Annotated in this window: 13 protein-coding genes and 1 pseudogene; 12 read left to right on the forward strand and 2 right to left on the reverse strand. The window is 34.2% G+C overall.

Going from position 1 to position 23,215, the window contains the following annotated elements:
• Positions 1-30 precede the first annotated feature (30 nt).
• The 10 genes and pseudogenes from QYS49_RS09055 to lpxB all read left to right on the forward strand — a co-directional run bounded on the left by QYS49_RS09055 (position 31) and on the right by lpxB (position 13,490).
• Complete coding sequence (locus QYS49_RS09055; protein WP_308351479.1) at positions 31-624, forward strand: class I SAM-dependent methyltransferase; 594 nt, start codon at positions 31-33, stop codon at positions 622-624.
• Positions 625-639: 15 nt separating this feature from the next.
• Positions 640-1,173 carry an inosine/xanthosine triphosphatase gene (yjjX, locus tag QYS49_RS09060; protein WP_308351480.1) on the forward strand — a complete coding sequence of 178 codons (534 nt, stop codon included), beginning with the start codon at positions 640-642 and terminating at the stop codon, positions 1,171-1,173.
• Positions 1,174-1,438: 265 nt separating this feature from the next.
• Positions 1,439-3,650: pseudogene (gene katG / locus QYS49_RS09065) on the forward strand (catalase/peroxidase HPI).
• Between the two features lie 310 nt (positions 3,651-3,960).
• On the forward strand, positions 3,961-6,186 hold the full coding sequence (katG, locus tag QYS49_RS09070) for a catalase/peroxidase HPI (RefSeq protein ID WP_372587676.1): 2,226 nt from the start codon (positions 3,961-3,963) through the stop codon (positions 6,184-6,186).
• A gap of 412 nt (positions 6,187-6,598) precedes the next feature.
• A complete protein-coding gene (locus QYS49_RS09075; RefSeq protein WP_308351481.1) occupies positions 6,599-7,327 on the forward strand; it encodes a lysophospholipid acyltransferase family protein in 729 nt (242 codons plus the stop codon).
• Positions 7,328-7,615, forward strand: a complete 288-nt coding sequence (gene gatC, locus QYS49_RS09080; RefSeq protein WP_308351482.1) for an Asp-tRNA(Asn)/Glu-tRNA(Gln) amidotransferase subunit GatC — start codon at positions 7,328-7,330, stop codon at positions 7,613-7,615.
• A 4-nt stretch (positions 7,616-7,619) separates the two neighbouring features.
• The gene (locus QYS49_RS09085; RefSeq protein ID WP_308351483.1) at positions 7,620-10,628 is read left to right on the forward strand and encodes a tetratricopeptide repeat protein; all 3,009 of its coding nucleotides are present in this window, start codon (positions 7,620-7,622) and stop codon (positions 10,626-10,628) included.
• A gap of 84 nt (positions 10,629-10,712) precedes the next feature.
• Positions 10,713-11,432 (forward strand): ABC transporter ATP-binding protein, encoded by a 720-nt coding sequence (locus QYS49_RS09090; RefSeq protein ID WP_308351484.1) that lies wholly within the window; start codon positions 10,713-10,715, stop codon positions 11,430-11,432.
• A gap of 160 nt (positions 11,433-11,592) precedes the next feature.
• A complete protein-coding gene (locus QYS49_RS09095; RefSeq protein ID WP_308351485.1) occupies positions 11,593-12,243 on the forward strand; it encodes a response regulator transcription factor in 651 nt (216 codons plus the stop codon).
• 149 nt (positions 12,244-12,392) lie between these two features.
• Positions 12,393-13,490, forward strand: a complete 1,098-nt coding sequence (lpxB, locus tag QYS49_RS09100) for a lipid-A-disaccharide synthase (RefSeq protein WP_308351486.1) — start codon at positions 12,393-12,395, stop codon at positions 13,488-13,490.
• Positions 13,491-13,496: 6 nt separating this feature from the next.
• Here lpxB and QYS49_RS09105 read toward each other — a convergent pair whose 3' ends face one another.
• Together QYS49_RS09105 and fmt are read right to left on the reverse strand one after the other, a co-directional pair.
• On the reverse strand, positions 13,497-14,846 hold the full coding sequence (locus QYS49_RS09105) for an RNA-binding domain-containing protein (protein WP_308351487.1): 1,350 nt from the start codon (positions 14,844-14,846) through the stop codon (positions 13,497-13,499).
• Between the two features lie 16 nt (positions 14,847-14,862).
• Complete coding sequence (gene fmt / locus QYS49_RS09110) at positions 14,863-15,780, reverse strand: methionyl-tRNA formyltransferase (RefSeq protein ID WP_308351488.1); 918 nt, start codon at positions 15,778-15,780, stop codon at positions 14,863-14,865.
• 376 nt (positions 15,781-16,156) lie between these two features.
• On the opposite strand from fmt, the gene QYS49_RS09115 reads away from it, so the two are divergent.
• Both QYS49_RS09115 and QYS49_RS09120 read left to right on the forward strand, forming a co-directional pair.
• The gene (locus tag QYS49_RS09115) at positions 16,157-19,768 is read left to right on the forward strand and encodes a sensor histidine kinase (protein ID WP_308351489.1); all 3,612 of its coding nucleotides are present in this window, start codon (positions 16,157-16,159) and stop codon (positions 19,766-19,768) included.
• Position 19,769: 1 nt separating this feature from the next.
• The gene (locus QYS49_RS09120; protein WP_308351490.1) at positions 19,770-23,198 is read left to right on the forward strand and encodes a DUF8818 domain-containing protein; all 3,429 of its coding nucleotides are present in this window, start codon (positions 19,770-19,772) and stop codon (positions 23,196-23,198) included.
• The last annotated feature ends 17 nt before the right edge of the window (positions 23,199-23,215 follow it).

Below are 23,215 nucleotides of genomic sequence, written 5' to 3' on the forward strand. Positions count from 1 at the left end.
TTTTAAAATTCAGGCATTGAAATCTAATAAATGAAAGAATTTTGGAATGAAAGATATGCGAAAAATGAATTCATTTATGGTACAGAACCCAATGAATTCTTTCGCAAAGAATTAGAAAATTTACCAGTAGGTAAAATTATTTTACCCTGTGATGGAGAAGGTAGAAATGCTGTTTTTGCAGCCAAATTAGGTTGGCAAGTTAACGCTTTTGATTATAGTGCCTCCGCCAAAGAAAAAGCTTTTGCTTTGGCCAAACAGGAAGGAGTAAATCCACATTATGAAGTGGCCGATATTCATGAAAAAGAATTCAAAGAAAATTCAGCGGATGTAGTAGCGCTCATTTATGCTCATTTCCCAGTTGAATTAAGAAAAATTGCTCATCAGAAAGCAATAAAATGGCTGAAGCCAGGAGGGAAGCTTATTTTGGAAGCCTTTAATCCCAAACAATTGGGCAATGATTCAGGCGGCCCAAAAAATATAGAGATGCTTTATACAGAAGATCTCTTAAAAGCAGATTTTAAAGATTTGAAAATAGTGAAATTGGAAAGTTTGGAAACAAATTTATCTGAAGGTAATTTTCATAATGGGAAAGCTAATATAATTCGATTAATTGCAATTAAATAATATTTGAATATGCCTATGCCAATAAAAGTAATCATAGCCTCCAAAAACCCGGTTAAAATAGATGCAACCAAAGCAAGTTTCCAAAGAAAGTTCCCTGAGCATTCTTTCGAATTTGAAGGCGTGTCCGTCCCTTCTGATGTCAATGATCAACCTATGACGCATAAGGAAACTCAAGAAGGCGCTCAAAATCGAGCAAATAACGCAAAAATTAAATATCCAGAAGCTGATTTTTGGGTTGGAATTGAAGGAGGAGTTCATGATGATGAATTTGGTATGCAAGCCTTTGCTTGGGTAGTGGTGCTTTCAAAATCTATTTCAAATCAGGCGCAAACTGCAGTATTTTATTTGCCAGAAGCCATAGCTAAGTTAGTTCGGTCAGGAATTGAACTTGGAGAAGCAGATGATATTTATTTTGGTCGCACTAATTCAAAACAAAAAGATGGTGCTGTTGGGATTTTGACCAATGGCGAAATTGATAGAAAGGCCTATTACGAACATGCCATGATTATGGCACTCATACCATTTACTTTGAAAGTTCTAAGCAATTAAAATTTAATTTTGTTGGTTTGATTGTAGAAGAATTAATTAATTTTTTTCTCGCTAATCATTTACTATGACTAAAATCATCATTAAAACTTACTATTGCTTTATGATGATTTTATTCTTTTGAATACAGCTAATATTATTTATCTTAAGAGGAAATAGTAAAACCTAATTTATAGTTTATGTCTATATAATTATAGAAAATATAAATAAAAATTATCAATTAATATTTGTAAATTACTATCTCAAATCAAACATAATTTTTTTAACTATGGAACATATGAATAATCTCGGAGATGTGGGAAAGTGCCCTGTTATGCATGGCGGTAATACCAAAATCGGTGGTAATGGCTCTATGAATAAAGATTGGTGGCCAAACCAATTGAACTTAGGGATTTTACATCAACATTCTTCGAAATCCAACCCATTAGGAGAAGATTTTGATTATGCTGAAGCTTTTAAAAAAGTAAATTTACTTGAGCTCAAAAAAGATATTGAAGAAGTATTAACTACTTCCCAAGACTGGTGGCCTGCTGACTATGGTCATTATGGTCCATTCATGATTAGGATGGCATGGCATAGTGCTGGTACTTACAGAACTGGTGACGGTCGTGGTGGTGCAGGAACAGGTAATCAACGATTTGCCCCTGTCAATAGTTGGCCAGATAATGGTAATTTAGATAAAGCCAGAAGACTACTTTGGCCTATCAAGCAAAAATATGGAAATAGCGTTTCTTGGGCTGACTTATTTATTTTAACTGGAAATGTTGCTCTTGAATCAATGGGGTTCAAAACTTTCGGTTTTGGCGGTGGACGTGAAGATATTTTCCAGCCTGAAGAAGATATTTATTGGGGAGCAGAAGATACCTGGTTAGGCAACGATCGCTACACTGGTGAAAGAGATTTAGAAAATCCTTTAGCTGCAGTTCAAATGGGATTGATTTATGTAAATCCCGAAGGACCAGAATGGTAATCCTGACCCGCAGAAATCAGCTCATGATATTCGAGAGACTTTCAAGCGTATGGCGATGAATGATTATGAAACAGCGGCCTTAACTGCTGGTGGTCATACATTTGGTAAAACTCACGGTGCTGGTGATGCAGCTTTAGTAGGACCAGAACCAGAAGCAGCTCCAATGGAGCAAATGGGCTTAGGGTGGATTAGTAGTCATAAAAGTGGAAAAGGTAGAGATACCATCACAAGTGGTTTAGAAGGTGCATGGACTCCAACTCCTACAAAATGGGATATGAGCTATTTTGATGTTTTATTTGGCTATGATTGGGAATTATCTAAAAGTCCAGCTGGTGCACATCAATGGACCCCCAAAAATTTAGCAGATAAAGATAAAGCTCCTGACGCAGAAGATGCTTCGATGAAAGTGGGTATTATGATGTCTACCGCTGATATGGCCATGAAGGTAGATCCTGAATACCGCAAAATATGCGAACATTTCCATAAGAATCCTGAAGAATTTGCAGATGCATTTGCAAGGGCTTGGTTTAAATTAACTCACAGAGATATGGGGCCTAAGGTGAGATATCTAGGTCCAGAAGTTCCAGAGGAAGATTTAGACTGGCAAGATCCAATTCCAGCAGTTGATTATGAAACAATCAACAATCAGGATGTAAAAGAGCTAAAGGCGCAGATTTTAGAAACTGGTCTTTCTGTTTCTGAATTGGTTTATACGGCTTGGTCATCTGCTTCAACTTTTAGAGGTTCAGATAAAAAAGGTGGGGCAAATGGCGCAAGAATAGCTTTGTCTCCTCAAAAAGACTGGGAGGTAAATCAGCCTGCTCAGTTATCTAAAGTATTGAATACACTAACTGATATTCAGAATAAATTCAATAGTGCTCAGTCTGGAAATAAAAAGGTTTCTTTAGCTGATTTAATCGTATTGGGGGGTTGTGCAGCAGTGGAAAAAGCAGCAAAAGATGCTGGTCATAATGTGGAAGTTCCTTTCACTCCTGGTCGTGCAGATACTACCCAGGAATTGACAGATGCTGAATCTTTTGAATGGTTGAAGCCAGAAGCAGATGGTTTTAGAAATTATAGAAGAGCAGCTTTTACAGTTCCTGATGAGGAAATGTTGATTGACAAAGCACAATTATTAGAGTTAAGTGCTCCTGAAATGACTGTTTTGGTTGGAGGTTTGAGAGCATTGGATGCCAATTACAATAATTCAAAGCATGGAGTTTTAACTAGCAGTCCTGGGAAATTGACTAATGATTTCTTTGTTAATATTACGGATATCAATACAGAATGGGCCCCTGCAAAAGAGGATGATGTCTTCGAAGGAAAAGATAGAAAATCTGGAGAAAAGAAATGGACAGGTACTAGAGTGGATTTAGTATTTGGTTCTAATTCTCAACTGAGAGCAATATCTGAAGTATATGCTCAAAATGATGCAAAAGAGAAATTTGTTAAAGATTTCATTAAGGCTTGGGATAAAGTAATGAACTTAGACAGATTCGAATTGAAGTAATATTTGATTACTAACTTATTTAAAAGGCATCCGCAGGCTAGTGGATGCCTTTTTTAGTTTGCTAATTTCCTACTGTCTTCTCAAATTGAAAAATCTACTTTGATTATCTAAGCTTAATTCATCTACTCATTTTTAAATTCAAGTCATATTTATCTATAGATATTATCAATAATGCAATTAAAAAAATCAATAAAACTTATAGTATGTAGCAACATATAATTCTCTAGTTTTACATCAGAAATTCACATTTTTAACTTATTACGATATGAAAAGACTGACTACAATATTATTGGCTTTCATTTTTGGATTCATGTTTACAGGATGTCAAAATGATAGCGAAAAAACAGCAGAAGCAGACGGCTATTCCGGAGCGACTAAAAAAAGCAGGTCCACAATGAAGGCAAGCCAGCTAAGCGAATGGTGGCCAAATAGATTAGATTTAAGCATTTTGAGACAAAATTCTGAATTATCTAATCCTTTAAATAAGAATTTTGATTATAAGAAAGAATTCAGAAGTGTAGATTATGTTGCTTTGAAAAAAGACATTGCTGCGATGTTGAAAGATTCAAAAGAATGGTGGCCTGCTGATTATGGACATTACGGACCTTTCATGATTCGTATGGCTTGGCATAGTGCGGGTACTTACAGAACTGGTGACGGTAGAGGTGGATCACGCTCAGGTCAGCAAAGATTTGACCCTATTAGTAGCTGGCCAGATAACGCCAATTTAGATAAAGCCAGAAGATTGTTATGGCCAATCAAGCAAAAATACGGCAACAAAATTTCTTGGGCTGATTTAATGATTTTAACTGGAAACGTAGCTTTGGAAGACATGGGATTCCAAACTATTGGTTTTGCTGGTGGTAGAGAAGATGTGTATGAACCAGAATTGGATGTTTATTGGGGTTCAGAAAAAGAATGGTTAAGCGATGAAGAGCGTTATTCTGGCGATAGAGAATTAGAAGATCCCCTGGCAGCAGTCCAAATGGGTTTGATTTACGTGAATCCTGAAGGACCAAATGGAAATCCTGATCCTGTATTAGCAGCTTATGACATCAGACAAACATTTGGAAGAATGGGAATGAATGATGAAGAAACAGTTGCTTTAATTGCTGGTGGACATACATTAGGAAAAGCACATGGTGCTGGTGATGCTTCAAATGTTGGTGATGCACCTGCAGGTGCTGGCATGGAAGAACAAGGTTTTGGATGGAAAAGCTCTTACAAATCAGGTAAAGGTAAAGATGCCATTACTTCTGGTTTGGAAGTTACTTGGACAACAACTCCTGCAAAATGGAGTCATGGTTATTTCACAAGTTTATTTGAGCACGAATGGGAATTAACTAAAAGCCCAGCTGGTGCTCATCAGTGGGTGGCTAAAGATCCTAAAGTGATGGTTCCAGATGCTTTTGATTCTACTAAGAAGCTTAAGCCTACCATGTTTACAACAGATTTGTCCTTAAGATTCGATTCAGGTTTTGCCAAAATCTCTCGTAAATTCTTAGAGAATCCTGAGCTATTTAATGAAGCATTTGCAAAAGCATGGTTCAAACTAACGCATAGAGATATGGGACCAAATACCACTTATTTGGGGCCTGAAACTCCAGAAGAAGATTTCATTTGGCAAGACCCAATTCCTGCTGTAGATCATCCATTGATCAATGCAAATGATATTGCAAAATTGAAAACTCAAATACTGAATTCAGATTTAAGCATTAGTGAAGTAGTTTCAACTGCATGGGCTTCAGCATCTACTTATAGAGATTCTGACAGAAGAGGAGGAGCAAATGGTGCTCATATCCAATTAGCTCCAATGAAAGATTGGGAAGTGAACAATCCTGAGCAATTACAAAAAGTATTGAGCACTTTGGAAGGTATTCAAAATGAATTCCATAAAACTTCAGGTGCTAGAAAAGTGTTTATGGCTGATTTGATTGTATTAGCTGGTGCTGCTGGTGTGGAAAAAGCAGCTGCTAATGCTGGTTACAATGTGAAAGTACCATTCACTCCAGGCCGTATGGATGCCAAGCAAGAACAAGTGGATATAACATCCATGAATTTACTAGAGCCAATGGCAGATGGATTCAGAAATTACTTGAAAACCAGATATTCTGTTTCTACTGAGGAATTATTAGTGGATAAAGCTCAATTATTGACTTTAACTCCTCCTGAAATGACTGTTTTGGTAGGTGGAATGAGAGCTTTAGGTGCTAATTATGATGGCTCTAATCATGGGATATTAACTGATAAAAAAGATCAATTGACCAATGATTTCTTTGTATATCTTATGGATATGAGCACAGTTTGGGAGCCAACCGATGATACAAAAGAGCAATTCATTGGGAAAGATAGAAGTTCAGGTGAACAAAAATATATAGGAACTAGAGCAGACTTAGTGTTTGGTTCACATTCAGAGTTAAGAGCTTTAGCAGAAGTTTATGCTCAATCGGACTCTAAAGAAATGTTTGTGAAAGATTTCGTAGCAGCATGGGACAAAGTCATGAAGTTGGATCGATTTGATTTAATTTATCAATAAATCGTATTGATTACAGCTATAAAAATCTTAATTGTTTAAGGTTAAAGTTTAAGAACCGAAGGAGTTAATCTTCTTCGGTTTTTTTGTTTAAAAGCGTTAGTGAACTTAACCTTTGTCTTTAAGAATGGCTTCAATGTTTTCTTTTATCTCAAAAACATTTAGTTTTACTGCCTTTAATAATTAAAATTCACCACTTTCGGAAAGTAAAACACAGATACCATGATTTTTACCACTTCAGCCTCCAACATCCCTTTACATGGAAATTTCTTTTTTTTATATGAAATCTAAAATAAAATTACACAAGGGATTGTCATTTGATTCTGATTTTCAAGTAGATACAAATGATTCTCGTGTAATTGCCTAATAGGCTCTATTTAATTCATTTGTTATTTCGTTTTTTAGAATCTAGAGAATGCAACTTTTTTTAAAGAAAATATATACAGTTTGGTGTGCAATTGTTTTTATTGGCCTTTTCATACTGGTGTTTCCATTTTTCTTAATCATAATTTGGGTGCCTGCTTGGCATAAACATTGTTTTTACATCAATAAAATATGGGCAACTATCGCTTTATTCTTCGTTGGGATTAAAACCGAAATAAGCGGATTAGAAAATTTAAATTCTAAAAATCAGTATGTCTATTGCGCCAATCATTTTTCTTTATTGGATATCGTAAGCTTCGGCTTTTCACCCAACTCTGTAGTTTATGTTGGTAAAAGTTCTTTAGCGAAAATCCCATTATTTGGTTTTATGTTCAAGAAATTGCACGTTACAGTAAATCGAAAAAGCATAAAAGATAGCTATAATTCTTTGCAATTGGCATTATTAAAAATGGGAGATGAGCGATCATTGGTGATGTTTCCTGAAGGTGGGATTATGTCCAAGAGTATTCCTAAGATGACTCGCTTTAAAGATGGAGCTTTCCGTGCTGCAATTACCAAACAAATTCCACTTGTGCCTGTGACACTTCCGGATAATTGGATAATTTTGCCCGATGAAAAGATTCCGTTGATCAATCGAAAAAAAATGAGAATGATTTTTCACCAACCTATTTCAACTGAAGGGCTCAATATGGAAGATGTTCCCGCGTTAAAGGAAAAAGTATTTAAGGTGATTACGGATGAGTTAAATAAATACCATTAAATGAGTATCAATAAAGAGACATTGGAAAAAATTGCTCATCTAGCTCGCTTAGAGTTTGATGAGAAATCGGAAGAAAAGATGTTGAAAGATATGAATAATATGCTTTCCTTCGTTGAGAAATTGCAAGAATTGGATACTGAAAATGTAGAGCCACTTCAGGCTATGTCATTCGAGATTAATCAATTGAGAGAAGACAAGGTGAAAGAACATTTGCCTCGAGAAAAAGGACTGAAAAATGCACCTAAGAAGGACAATGAATTTTTCAGAGTACCAAAAGTAATAGAATAAAGCTATGGCTAAATTAAATTTCTGGAAGGATTGGAAGTTGAGGTACAGGGGCATTTACCAGGTGCTCCTTTTTATTTTTCTGTTGTCAGTTGCCTATAGTTTTTATAATCAAAACAATAGCAATGATCTGTCTGCTCCTATAGACGTGGTCAGAAAAACCCAAAGTATTGAGTTATCTCTTCAAAATGTTCAAGATTTCGTGTTTGAATTACCTGTTCCTGCAAGGAATTATGTAATCTTTCAGGGCTTTTTAGCTTTAGAACCTGGTTTTGAACTCAGCGGAACCTATCTTTTGATAGCCATCATTTTTTGTTGTTTTTCAATTTTAATGACTGCCTCTACCTATTTGAGCCGTTGGTGGTTTATTATTTTTCAATCAGTTTTTGTCATATGGCTCATTACCCTCAAACTGCCATATCTTGAAATATTAGGGGTTGATAATCAGGTTTTCACTTTTATTTTTACAGGCTTAATTTTAGCGGTAGGATATTATTTTCATGCTTTCAAAGAAAATGCTGGTTTGTTCCAAAGATGGTTGGCTTTTGCATTGATATTGATCGCCCTAATTGTTTTGGTGATTTTAGGTTCATCGGTTGAAGCTCCTATTGTATTTATGGCTCACCATGGAATTATAGTGCCTATCATTTTATCGATTATCTTCATTTTTAATGTTGCTTATGAAATCATCCTTCACATCCTATATATTTTAGCCTCAAAGAAAAATAGCGATGGGAGTTCTAACTTAATTCATTTCATTATTTTAAGCATGCTATATCTGGTTTATGTAGGTTTAACATATGCCAAAAATGATAATATTATTGATTGGAATATAGTCTATATAAATGAGTTTGTCTTATTGGCTATATCAGCAATTTTAGGTATTTGGGGATATAGAAAAAGAAGCGAACTAGTTGGTAATCAATTAAGTTTCCGACCATTAGGTGGCTACGTTTACCTGGTGCTAGGAATTTTGACTTTTTCAGTATTAGCTTGGATATTCAAGAATGGAAACGATCCTTTAATGGACACATTTGAAGATATGATCATCTTCTCTCATTTAGGTTTTGGAATTCTATTTTTCTTTTATGTGCTCTACAATTTTGTAGGGCTTCTAAATTCTGGACATAGTATCTACCCTGTAGTTTTCCGACCTGTTAATATTCCTTATAATTTAGTCCGCTTTGTTGGTTTTGGAATAGTTGTGGTTTTAGTTCTTCGAGTGTCTTATTTGCCTTATTATCAAGCAATTTCAGGATATTATAACAGTTTAGCAGATTATTATGAATACATAGGAGAAGAGGAGAATGCTGAGACCACTTATAAAATTGCTAGACAATATGCCGCAACCTCCCATAAGCATAATTTCAAAATTGGGCAGATAGAATATGAAAATAAGAATTGGGCGGAAGCTTCATCTTATTTTAACCAAGCTAATTTTAAAAGACCTAGCATTCAAGCTTACATTAATAGAGCCCAAGCTCAATTAAATGCTAGTTTGATTTTTGAAGCCTTGTTTACCTTGGAGGATGCTCAAAAAGAATTTCCTAATAATGGGTATATACTGAATATGAAAGGTTTGGTTTTTGAAAGATTGAACAAAACAGATTCAGCATTTATTTATTTTGATGCAGCTGAAAGATCATCAATTTCCAACCAAGTTTCTGAAATTGCTTCCGTAAACCGCTTGGGACTATTTGCTAAAAATTCAATAGATGAAGATTTGCCTGAACAGGCTGCATTGAATAATAAGTCAGTTGCTTTTCAAGCTAACTATTTAGCTTTAGCGAACCGAAAAAGAGAATTTATCGATAGTGTTAGTCTTGATGCTGAAAAAATTCCTGAGACATTGACATATAATGATTTCTCCTTCATTTTTAATTATACGCTTAATAAAACGCTTAATAATCAAGAATTTGAGGCAGATACAATATTAGGCTTAACCAGATTATCTCAAAACGAGGATTTTGCCAAGTCTTTAAAATATGCAGCAGCTTCTCGTTTAAATTATTCCGCAAAAATTAATGAAGCTTATAGCTATATTTATTCTCTTGAAAATGCGGATATTTCAGATGCTGGCTTTTATTATTTGCTGCATGGTTTATGGTTATTAGATCAAAAAGCGTATACAATGGCTTCGGAACATTTTAAAAAGGCAGCTGATTTAAAAATGAGCAAGGCTAAAACTTACCAAGCAATCGCTTTAATTTTGGATGAAAGATTGTATGAAGCTGCTCAGGTTTATAATAACCAAGTAGAATCTGAATCTATCGCAGTAGGCTATCTTGATCAAGATCCTTTGTATCAATTCTTACAAGGAAATACACAAAAACTGCCCGATAGTTTTCTTTATTTATGGCTGAGAACAAATTCATCTTTACAATCAGATGAAATAGATTCGATTAGAAATAATATAAAGGGCTCTCCATTCTTGACTTTATTAAGTCTGAAAGAAGCAGAAGATGATATTATCAAAGCGAATTACAGTGCAGCAAAATCTAAACTGACAAATCTTAGTATTCCAGCTCAAGAGAAGGGATTGAATATCTATCAAAATAATTTGATTGCAGCTTTAGCAGCACTTTCTGATGATCAACAACTTGCAGATTTAGTTGAACAATCAACACTTTCCACCTATCCATATAATTATAAATTCTTATGGAAATCATTTCTTGAAATTAGAAATGATAGTGAGGATAAGGCAACTGAAATGGCACTAGAATTAGGTAGAGGAAATGCGTTTTTTGAAGCGGGAGTTATTTTTGCAAGTCAGCATTTGAATGCACAAAATGACTTAGATAAAGCTTATGAAATTTTGGTGGAAGCCAGTCGTTTAAATCCAAATAGTATTGAGCTTTTGAAAGCTTATGCCCTGCAAGCACTAAGACTGAATTTGCTATCTTATGCAACAGATGCTTATGAAGAATTAGGAAACTTATTAAGTGCTGAAGAATGGGAAGAGTTTTCACAGGATTATCAGGAAATCGCTAAAGAAATGGACGAAAGGCCTTGGTAATTTCCGTTTATCAAAATATAGTTGCACTACATTATTCAACATCTTAAATTTCAATAAAACTATCAATCCAATATTTTATAACTAATGGGAAATTCTGTAATTCAAACACAAGATATAGCCAAAATCTACAAAATGGGTACTGAAACGGTGGAAGCCTTAAAATCAGTAACTATAAATATTGATAAGGGTGAATACGTAGCTTTTATGGGTCCATCTGGTTCTGGTAAATCGACCTTGATGAACATAATTGGGTGTTTGGATACTCCCACAAGAGGTAAATATGAATTAGCAGGACAGAATGTGAGCGAAACCTCAGAAAATGATCTTGCAGAAATCCGAAACAAAGAAATTGGATTTGTATTTCAAACTTTTAATCTTTTACCGAGACAATCTTCACTTGAAAATGTGGCCTTACCTTTAGTTTATGCAGGTTTTAGTAAGTCGCAAAGAGAAGAACGAGCCTTAGAAGTATTGCAAAGTGTTGGCTTAGGTGAAAGAGCTTATCATAAACCCAATGAACTTTCAGGTGGTCAGAGACAAAGAGTTGCTATTGCTAGGGCTTTAGTAAATAACCCAAGTATTATTTTGGCCGATGAACCAACAGGAAACTTGGATTCTAAAACCTCTCATGAAATCATGGAGCTTTTTCAATTATTGCATGATCAGGGAAATACAATTGTCATGGTAACTCACGAAGATGATATCGCCCAATATGCTCACAGAATTATTAGAATGCGTGATGGACTAGTTGAGTCCGATAACATAAATAATGATATAACCAGAGTAGGTGCTACAACAGTCTAATTTGGATGTTTTTGGCTATTTTGTAAAGATTGTGTTTTGTGATTTAAATTTGTTTTAATTTAATTAGGCTATTAAAATAGTTTGCTAGGTCATACGCTACCTTTATATTGCATATATGTATTTTTTTCATAGTTGTTTACCAACTTAAATACTTTGAGATATGACTGATAAACCAAACCCAATTAAATTGATAATTGCTGATGATCATGAAATTTTAGCGAATGGAATGGCATCAATACTTGCAAAACATTCAGATTTTGAGATGTTGGGTACTGCCGAAAATGGTAAAGAGGTTTTGGATATGATGGCAATCAATCCAGCACACGTGATTATTATGGATTTGAATATGCCCGAATTGGACGGTATTGAAACTACTCAAATTCTAAAGAAAAAATATCCCAAAGTCAAGGTACTTATCCTCACTATGTTCGATAGAGAAGGTTATATTCAAAGTGCATTAGATATTGGAGTAGATGGTTATGTGTTGAAAAATATAGGTGAACAGGAAATTGTTTTGGCTATACATAGATTATTAGAGGGTAAAACCTATTTTTCTCAGGATGTAATGGAGAAGGTTGCCTTGAAAATGCGACATGAGCCTGAACAGGGTATTAAGCTTTCAGCCACAGAAAGAAGAATGTTAAAATTCTTAAGTGAAGGCGATACTTCTGGTGAAATTTCCGAAAAAATGAATTTAGCTACAAATAGTGTAATGTCATATCGAAAGCTATTACTGCAGAAGTTTGAAGCTAAAAATGTATCCCATATGATAAAAATGGCTTATGAAATGGGCTATTTAGGAAAACCTTAATGATTTCAATATTAAATTATCTTAGCTTTGAACTGCAAATCCTAGAAAAATGAAATCGACATTAAAAATTCAGCTTCGAATTTTACACCAACCGAAGATGAATTTTTAATCAAAGATTCCATGTGGCAATTTAAACAAACAATATACACATGAAATATTATATAATTGCAGGTGAACGTTCAGGCGATCTGCATGGCGGTAATTTAATCAAAGCTTTAAAAAGTAAGGACTCTCAAGCCGAAATCAGATGTTGGGGAGGCGAGGAAATGCAGAATGCTGGTGGCGAGCTCGTAGTGCATTATAAGGAAATGGCATATATGGGTTTTTGGGAAGTTTTAGTTCACCTAAAAGCAATCAAACAAAAAATTAATTTCTGTAAAGAAGATATACTTTCGTTTCGTCCCGATGCATTGATTTTGATTGATTATGCTGGCTTCAATCTAAGAATTGCGAAATTTGCCTCTCAGCATAATATTCCAGTACATTTTTATATCTCTCCGAAAATCTGGGCTTGGAACCAGAAAAGAGCCTACAAAATCAAGAAGTTTGTAGATTATATGTATGTAATTTTACCTTTTGAAAAAGAATTCTATAAGAAATTCGATTTTGAGGTGGATTATGTAGGCAATCCTTTATTGGATGCTATAAGAGCTTATAAGCCCAATACAGATTTTCAATATAAAGAGCAGAATGTAATAGCGGTATTACCTGGCAGCCGTAAACAGGAAGTCCAGGCAATGATGGAGAATCTAAAAGGTGTTGCATTAGATTTTCCTGATGAGCAATTTGTAATTGCTGGAGTTTCTAACTTAGAAATAGAGCTTTATGACGGATGGCAAGAGATTGATAATGTAGATCTGATTTTTGATCAAACCTATGATTTACTTTCTCATTCTAAAGCTGCTTTAGTTACTTCCGGCACCGCTACTTTAGAAACGGCACTTTTTGAAGTGCCTCAAGTAGTGGTATATAAAACCGGTAAAATCTCCTTTGCTATTGCCAAAAGAGTAGTAAAAGTAGAGTTCATATCTTTAGTGAATTTAATTCTGAATAAGGAAGCAGTTAGAGAATTAATTCAAGATGAATTCAATCCAGAAAACCTTAAAAAGGAATTCCAGAAAATTTTACCTAAAGGAGAAAATAGAGAATCCATTTTGAAAGATTATAAGCTTCTGAAAGATATGTTGGGTGATGAAGATACTTCTCAAATTACGGCTGATTTGATGGCGGGTAGGGTTATGGGATAGTGTCGATTAATTATTGTCTGGATTAATTAACCTCCAAAAACCCCTAGTGCCACCTTCTCTTTTTAATACTCCTTTTTCTTTCAAAGTATCTATATGTTTACTAACTGCAGATTCTGCAATTCCAAAAGATTCACTTAATGCCTTGTATGTGATTCTATTATTTTCATGTATTGCTTTGAGAACTTCTAATTGTCTAGCAGTAAGTTCCTCAACTACACCACCTATTGCACCACCTATTGCACCACCTATTACACCACCATCATTATTAGGTTTACTGTCACTAATTTCCTTAGGGAAAGACATCCTTATATAGTTCTCGCTAATGTTAAAGATATTTTTTGGATAGATGCGAAGTATCCTAGGTATACCTGAACCAAGTTGTTCTACCATATCTAAATCCTTAAATATCCTCATTAACTCCTTATTTCGAGGTATTGATATACCTTCAAAAAATTCCTTTTTATTAATACCCGCAGGAAGACCACCATTAGATGTTATTTCAATTCTATCATCAAATATTTCAAATTTAGGTGGGACTTCATTTGTGTAGTCATTATGAATTATAGCATTTATCACAGCTTCACGAATTGCTATAGAATCCCATACAGGTCTATTTTCGCGCTCCTTTGAAGTGATTTTAGTGCTGATTTTATTTTCAACTGCTAATTTATCTAATACTTGTTTTGTTGCTTTAATTAGGGAACAGTAACCGTATTCATTATTTTCAACTAAATCAACCCTATCAATACCGTTATAAATAGCCAGTTTAATTGAATTACCATTAACATCGGACAATAGATAAGCTACATAATTAAATTGACCATCTTCAGTTAAAAGTTCTAAGTTTTGCGCGTAATTCTTATTCAGCTTTAGACCCCTCTCTTCATAATAGATTTTCAATTGTTCAAAAGAGAGTTCTTGCTTATTGGATTTAATTTTGCTTATCGAATTTCTAATCCTTTTAGAGAAAAAATCTTCAATCTGACGTTGATTCAGTGGTTCAGTTGCACTACCCACCCTCATAAAAGAACCTTTAGGAGACATGCCGAATTTACGTAGAAAGTAAGGCTTCTCTAATCCTGCTGCAATAATAATTTTTATAATTTCCTGACCTTCTAAATCTTCTGATACAATATCAAATAACCCCAAACAGGAAGGTTGTATATTATTTTTAAGTCGATCCTTAATTTTTAATTGCACCTCATCACTATTTCTGATTCCTTTTACTTGACCACTAGCTGATATCCCTAAGTAAATATAGCCACCTTCCCTGCTGTTTAGAAAAGCCACTACTTCTCTTTCCAACTCATCTGTTAGCTTCTCTTTAAACTCTATCCTATTATTTTCCGATATCATTTAATATTCTATTTATTTAAATATCATTTCCCCTAAAAAAATCAGCTATCCCCATTCTTTTTTTGCCTTCAGGTTGAATCACTTCCAACCCTAAAATGCCTGGATTACATTGAATATGAAGATAGCTTTTATGGTCTGAAATGATCTTTCCTATTTCACCTTCTGAACTAGCATCAACAATTGAGCTTTGATGAATTTTATATTTTTTATCATTCAAAACAGCCCAAGCAGTAGGGAATGGATTTAATCCCCTTACATAGTTGTAGAGTTTCTCTGCTGGTTCATCCCATTGTAACTCAGTATTTTCTTTGAATAGCTTAGGCGCATGTTTCAAAGTTTGATTTTCATTTTGAGCAGTGAGTTCATAGTCTTCATTTTCTATAGCTTTTACTGTTTTTAAAACTAAGCCTGCACCTTTTTTCATTAACCTACTGTAGACTTCACCAGTTGTATCGGTAGGAGAGATAGGTTCTTTTTCTTGTAAAATGATGCTTCCCGTATCAATTTCATGTTTAAGGAAAAAGGTAGTTAATCCTGTTTCTTTTTCGCCATTCATTACTGCCCAATGAATAGGGGCAGCGCCTCTATATTGCGGAAGGAGGGAAGCATGTAAATTGAAAGTGCCTATTTCGGGCATAGACCAAACCGCTTCTGGCAGCATTCTAAAAGCCACCACAATCTGTAAATTGGCATTCAATGCTTTCAATTCTTTCTGAAATTCAGGATCTTTTAGATTTGTAGGCTGCAAGACAGTAAGTCCAGCAGATAGTGCATATTCCTTTACGGGCGATTGGGATAATTTTTGTCCTCTTCCTTTGGGTTTGTCTGGAGCGGTGATTACGGCAGCAATATCATAATTATTTTCTACCAATATTTGCAAAGAAGGTACTGCAAAATCAGGCGTACCCATATAAACGATCCTTAATTTTTTCATAGAACGCAAAGTTAAAAATATCGATTGGGAATTTTGTAGAATAATAGTTTTTATACTTATCCTAATTTGTTTCAGGCTTTAATTAATTGACAGTATTATCTGATTTATTAAATCGGTTAGAAAACACCCCCCCTTCGCCCCCCTCCTCTAGGGAGGAGTCGCACGGAATTACATATGTTTTTTTAAAATATTATATCCGTGTGAACTATCCCCTTGAGAGGATTAAAGGGGTGTTGATTGTTTTTCTCTAAAGCAGAAAAAAGATTAAATCAAATCCATTCTTTTAAACTACAGTACGATTATTGCTATATTGATGCTTTAAATTTTAATGAGAACCGTGAGGAAACCTTTACTTCTTGGCATATTGATTTTTTTAGTGATTTCAATCTCGGGATTGCGGTGGTATTACCATTCACAAGAATTGGATAAGGAAAGCTTTATTGCCGCTACGCAAAAGAAATTGAATACTGAATTTAAGGCTGTAGAGAAAGATCGACAAGCTTTAGTAGAGTATTTTGCTGAAAGTAAAAACTTGGATTTTCAATCACTCAATCAGCTCAATAACACCTATCCCTTTTATATTTTTAAGAATTATGCGTTAGTTTATTGGTCTGATGAGCACTATACTCCTGTATTAAAGAAATACAGAAATGAAGGGTGGCAATTTGTAAAAGATAATGCGGGACAATTTTTAGAATTAAATAGTAAATCTAAAAATTCTGATATCATATTAGTGAGCGTAATACCACTATATGAATATTATGATGTTGATAATGAATATATCCAATCTTCATTTAATACTAATATTTTGCCATCATCCGGAATTCAACTGCACCAATCGGCTCAGGGTGAATCTTATGCTGTAAATGATTTGGAAGGAAATCCTGTTTTTTACGTTTCTTTTGCAGAGGATTTTGAAAATTACTTACCTAATTTTCATTATCTGATCATCACCTTAGAATCATTACTGGTCATACTTCTATTATACTTTTTATGGCAATTTGCTTCTTCAAGAAAAGGATTTTGGTTCAAAATTGCTATTTTCATTTTCGGTTCGGCTTCAATTTGGGGACTGATGGAAATTTTTGATTTCCCCTTTCATTCCACTGATTTAGACTTATTTGATCCTAAACATTTTGCATCTTCTGATTTTAATCCTTCTCTAGGAAATTTAATTATCAATTGTATTCTCTTCTTTTTAATAGGATTTTTCTCTATTCGGAAGTTGAAGAACATTTATTCTAGTGAAGGTATATCACTTTCTAAATGGACTTATATCTTGTTCAATTTAGGAACTTACTTAGCTACTTTAGGCATCTATTATTTTATTTATCTGATTTATATTCATTCCAATTGGGGGCTAGACAGCACGCAATCTATTGAGTTTGATTTTTTGGAATTGTTATCCTATGCAGTAGTATTGCTTTTTGGCTATTTAGTTTTTGAGGTTTTTAGGTTAGTACATCATCTTAACAATAAGTCTAACACCAGTTTTATGGTGTTTATTTCTTTTCAAATATTAGCTTTCGGCTTATTTTTATTAACAGCGTTCAGTTTTGGTATAGTAATATTTGCGATGGCAGGAATTGTCTTAGTAGTGAATATTGTCGTCTACTCAACTAATTTAGGAGGGACTCTCGAATCGCTCAAGTTTTTAAGTTTTATATATCTCTTTATCTTAATTATTGCTATTTCTGCTGTTAGTGCTTCCTCTGTTTATCAATTGGAAAAGCAAAAGGAAGCCAGTCAAAGAAGTGTTTTGGCGGATAGAATAATGAATGGTAATGATGTGTTAGCAGAATATATGTTAGTGCAGCTTGATCAAAGTTTAAAAAAGGATGCTTATATCAAAAGGCAGTTTTTGATGCCATTGACTCCTTATAAAACGATAGTTGATAAAATTGAGCAGTATTATCTCAATGATTATTTCGAGAAGTACGAGAAATCAGTTCGGATTTTTGATGCGGAAGGAAATCCTATTTACCCAAGTTATGCATTGCCAATGTCATCCTCCTATCCCATTCAGCAAATGAATGAGAGAAACAAAAGAGGTGACATCAATTTATATTTGGTAAGCTATAATGAAGGAAATCAGTTACTACGAAAATATATATACGTATATGAAATAAAGCATTACGATTTTGTTTTCGCAAAAATTGTATTAGAATTTAAACCTAAGAAAATCCGACCTGATAATGTTTTTCCTGAATTATTGGTCAAAAATCGCTATGTATCTTCTCTAATTGACATTCCATACGATTACGCTCTATATAATAATGACACACTTTCTTATAGTGTAGGTAATCTCAATTTCCCTAATGTGGTCAACAATAAAATTACCGAAGACGAAACCTTACTCAAAATTCAGGAGGAACAGAACATTAATTTCAGTGTGGTAATCAATAATAATGAGAAATTAATTTTTAGCAAAGAGGATGTTTTTTGGTATCGCTTGTTCTCTAATATATCCTTCTTTTTTGTGATAAGTTTTGTATTGGTTTTTATAATCTCAGTCTATCAATTCTTTAAATTGTATTGGAAAACAAGGTCAATTGGGCTAAGCGCTAAAATCCAACTGTATTTTTCACTTGCTTTTTTAATTCCGTTACTATCAGTTAGTATTTCTACGATCGGCTTCGTAAATGCTACTTTTTTGAAGGATATCGTAACTGAATATGAGGAGAATACAAATAGAGTTGCAGGACAGTTGACTCCACTTTTAATGAAATATGAAAATAGATTAGTGGATAAAACTACTTTGACAAATGAACTGTCCACTATTACTAAAATTATTAATACGGATATTAATTTGTATGACTTAAACGGACAATTATCGGCAACTAGTCAGCCACAAGTTTTTGAAAAGAATTTACTTTCTAATAAGATCAATCCAAATGCCTATGCTTCTATTTATCAAAATGGTCAAAAGATGATCACTTTGGAAGAGCAAATTGGAAACTTAAATTATCAGTCGGCTTATGTAGGAATTCGGTCCTATAATTCTGGTGAACTATTAGCTATTTTAGGTAGCCCATTTTTTAAATCTAATAAAGAATATGATTTGCTGTTGACCGATTTATTGAATAATGTGTTCAATATTTTCGTAGCATCTTTTATAATTTTCATCTTTTTGGCTTATGCCGCAACCAAAATTTTGACAACTCCTTTGAATTTGTTAAAACAAAAGCTGTCCCAAGTGAACTTATCTGCCGAAAACAAGCCTATTAGTTGGCAAGTAGATGATGAAATCGGCTTATTAATAAAAGAATATAATCAAATGCTCTTGAAATTGGAGAAAAGTAGGCAAGCTTTAAGTAAAACAGAAAAAGAATCTGCTTGGCGAGAAATGGCGCAACAAGTTGCACATGAAATTAAAAACCCGCTTACACCTATGAAGCTTAATTTGCAGCATTTGGAAATGAAAATTCAAAGGTCTGAGAATCCAATGCCTGAAGCTTCGGAGAAAATCAATAGTATATTATCACAAATAGAAAACCTCAGTGATATCGCCACCTCTTTCTCTTCATTTGCTAAAATGCCTATTCCAGAAAATGAGAAAGTCTGCATAAGTGAAACTTTAAAAAGAGTAGTTGATTTTTTCCATGCCGAAAATGCAGAAATTAAATTGGATTTACCTGATGCGGATATTTATGTTCTGGCTGATCCAAAAATAATGGAGCGTACTTTCAATAATATGTTGATAAATGCCATACAAAGTGGCGATGGTAAGAAAGCTATTTTGATTGAAATTAAAATCGAGCTTTTAGAGAATAAAATTAGAATCTCAATAGCTGATAATGGTTTAGGTATTCCTGATGACAATTATAACAAAGTATTTTTGCCTAACTTTACCACAAAATCAAGTGGTTCTGGAATTGGATTGGCAGTGGCTAAAAGAGGAATAGAACATGCCGGAGGTGAAATATGGTTTGAAACAGATGTTAATAAAGGGACTATATTTTTCATAGAATTGAAAAGGTTGGATTGATTTGAAGTGGGTTTTAAGAATTGTGGTTTTTTTTATTCCGGTCTTATTTTTAAGCTCGCAGCTACTTAATGCCCAATCAAATTGCTTTGAAACATCTTATACTAGCTATCAAATTCCTGATTCCGTAATATTAATTCCCACTACCATTCAGATTAAAAACAAAGCGAATAATGAATTGGCTTTTGAGATATTCGATAATGTTATTAAAATCAATGAATCTCAAGAAGGAGATGTTTTTAGCATTTGCTTTAATTATATCCTTAAAAATACTGAATTAGTAAAATCCGCTGTTCCGGAAAATTGGTATGATAGTACTGCTCGTTTCACGAATACTTTTCCAATTCAAGATGAAAAAAATAAAACTACCCAAGAGCTTTTAGGCTTGGGTGGAATTCAAATCAATGGGGCCTATATGCGCTCAGTTTCTGGTGGAGGCCAACAATCAGCCATGATGCATTCGGTAATGGATTTAACCATAGCTGGAAATATTTCTGAGGATTTAAAGCTTCAAGCTAGAATGACGGATCAACAAATGCCCTTCGAACCTGAAGGAAATACACAAAGATTGCAGGATTTTGATAGAGTAAATGTTCAATTGATTCATGAAAACTGGGGGTTGGAGGCAGGTGATTTGCTTATTCAATCAAATCAAGATCTCAACTTTTTGAAATTCAATAGACAAGTTCAGGGCCTCGGGGTATCTTCTTCTAAATTATCTTTCGACTCCACTGATTCCGAAACGCAAGCGGTAACATCTTTTGCAAGAAGCAAAACAGGAATTCAAACCATTGAACCATTGGAAGGAGTTTTAGGCCCTTATAGAATTGAAGGCCCACAAAATGAACCTTTTATTTTTCTCTTGGCAGGATCTGAAAAAGTATTTCTAGATGGGAAGCTCCTTGATAGAGGACTGGAAAATGATTATGTGATAGATTATAATTCAGCTGAAATTACTTTTAATTCCAAAATTTACATTTCAAAATACAGCAGAATTCAAATTGAATTTGAGTATTCAGATAGACAATACAGCCGAAATGTAACCACTTTGCAACACCAACAATCTATTGGAAATTTGGATGTAAACATTGGTTATTTTCAACAAACTGATAAACCAGGTAATCAACTGAATGACTTATCGGAAAGTGATTTCGAAGAATTATCAAATTTGAATGCTGATGCTGCCTACGGTGAAATATCTTCAGCCGACAGTTTGGGTTATGCATCTGATAAAAAGCGCTATGCTCAAATTGATACGGTTATTAATGGTCAGACTTATCAAATCTACAAGCGTTCTGAAAATCCTGATATAGCCCATTATCAGTTAAATTTCACAATGGTAGGAGAATATAATGGTGATTATCGAATTGCCAATACTTCTGAAAATGGTGTGAGTTACGAATGGGTAGCACCTATTGACGGTATTCCTCAAGGAAACTATGCACCCATAAAAAGAGTGGCATTGCCGCAAAACCAACGAATTATTAATGTTGGTTTAAACTACAATTTAAAAGATGATTCAGAAATTAGTTTCGAATATGCTGGTTCTGAATTTGTAACCAATCGTTTTAATCAGGATGATACCAAGCTTAATGGAAATGCATTTGCTATTGGCTATCGTTCGGCACCAAAAGAACTGAATTTCAGTAAAGACTTATCCATAGACTATTTCATTAAATATGAATATTTAGATTCAGCATTTTCCCCAGTCCAACCTTTTCGTGAGGTGGATTTCAATAGAAATTGGGGAATGGAACAGTCGGCAGCATTCCAAGCTGGTGAAGAACAGCTTTTGAGAATAGGAACCTCTATCCAGAATGAAAAACAGGATTTCAGCTATGAAATAGGATTGAGAGATAAGGAAAATCTCGGAAATGGAACTCAACATAATGTCAACTTCCAAAACAAGGGTGATTTGAACTTATTGGTAAATACCTTTTTGATGAACAGTGAACATAGTAAAACCCAAACCGAATGGAAAAAAGCAACTGCTGATTTGAGTTATGCAAAATATAAGATTCAACCAGGCTATACCTTTCGAACAGAACAACATCAAATAAAGATTGAGGATGAAATTCTCAATAGCTTTCAATTTTATGATAGCCATAGCTTCTATATTTCAAAGCAGGATTCCAATCAATGGAATTTCAGATTATCACATGAATTTAGAGCAGATCAAAGACCAGTTGAAGGTAATTTACAAGACTATGAGAAAGCACAAAACACTCAATTCCAGACTTCATTTCAATATGGGAAAAACAATCAACTCGCTTTTAATTTGTTGAAAAGAGAAATTCAACCGAATATAGATTCAGTTGAAAACGAAAAGTATTTTCAAGGCGGCTTGAATTGGCAATCAAGTTTTTGGGATGGCAATATCATACAAAATCTAAACTTCCAAACTGGGACAGGACGAGTATTGCAAAGAAGTTATTTCTTTATGGAAGTGGCTCGCAGTTTAGGAACTCATTCTTGGTCTGATTTAAATGGAAATGGAGAGCAAGAACTTAATGAGTTTTTTGAAGATGAAACAGAATACGGAGACCGGAATTACGTGAAGGTTTTGACAATGGGTGATAATTACCAAACCGCTTTTATCAATAATTTACAATATCAATTAAGGTGGGATTTGCCAAAATCTTGGGCTAAATCTGATAACCTGATGCAATATATCGGAAAACTTTCGGGTAGTTTTCATGCCAATTTAGATAATAAAAATACTTTCGATGATTGGTCAGCAAGAATGTCTCCTTATTCATTTGCTGATAGTGATGAAGTGCTGTCTTCTCGAAACATGTGGAAATCCAATTTCTATTACAATAGGGGAGGCGTAGCTTTTTTAGAGACTGGGTGGTCTAATTCCAATAGAAAGCAATTAATGATAGATGGTTTTGAAGGAATGGATAGAAGTACCTTTCATTTAGCGGGTTCTTTAAATTCGTTTCAAGATTGGAACATTTCAGCTGCCTATCGTCAATCTTCAAACTCCTCTTTTTCTGATGTAGTAGAAGAAAGGGATTATCAATTTAATTCCACTTCCGTAAATCCTAAAATCACATGGCAAGGAGGTAAGAATTTAAGAGTGAGTTTGGCTTATAGAAATGAAAATAAATTTAGTCCCGATGAAAGTTCAGGCGGTGTGGTATTAATTAATTCAGTAGAGCTATCTAATAAATTGATCCAAGTTAAAAATGGAATTTTAGAAGGTAAATTCAGTTATGTAAGTGTTGATTCAGAATTATTGGATAATCAAAGTCCGCTCGCTTTCGAAATGTTTGAAGGTTTAAGAGCAGGTGACAATTACGTTTGGAATCTATCGCTAAGAAGAAAAATTATAGGAGATTTGAATTTAATCCTACAATATATCGGCAGAAAAAGCCATGATACAAAGACCATCCATAATGGCAGCGTCCAATTAACCGCCTTATTCTAAATCTTCCTACATCCAAC

This window comes from Marivirga salinae (genome assembly GCF_030503855.1).
GTDB lineage: Bacteria > Bacteroidota > Bacteroidia > Cytophagales > Cyclobacteriaceae > Marivirga > Marivirga salinarum.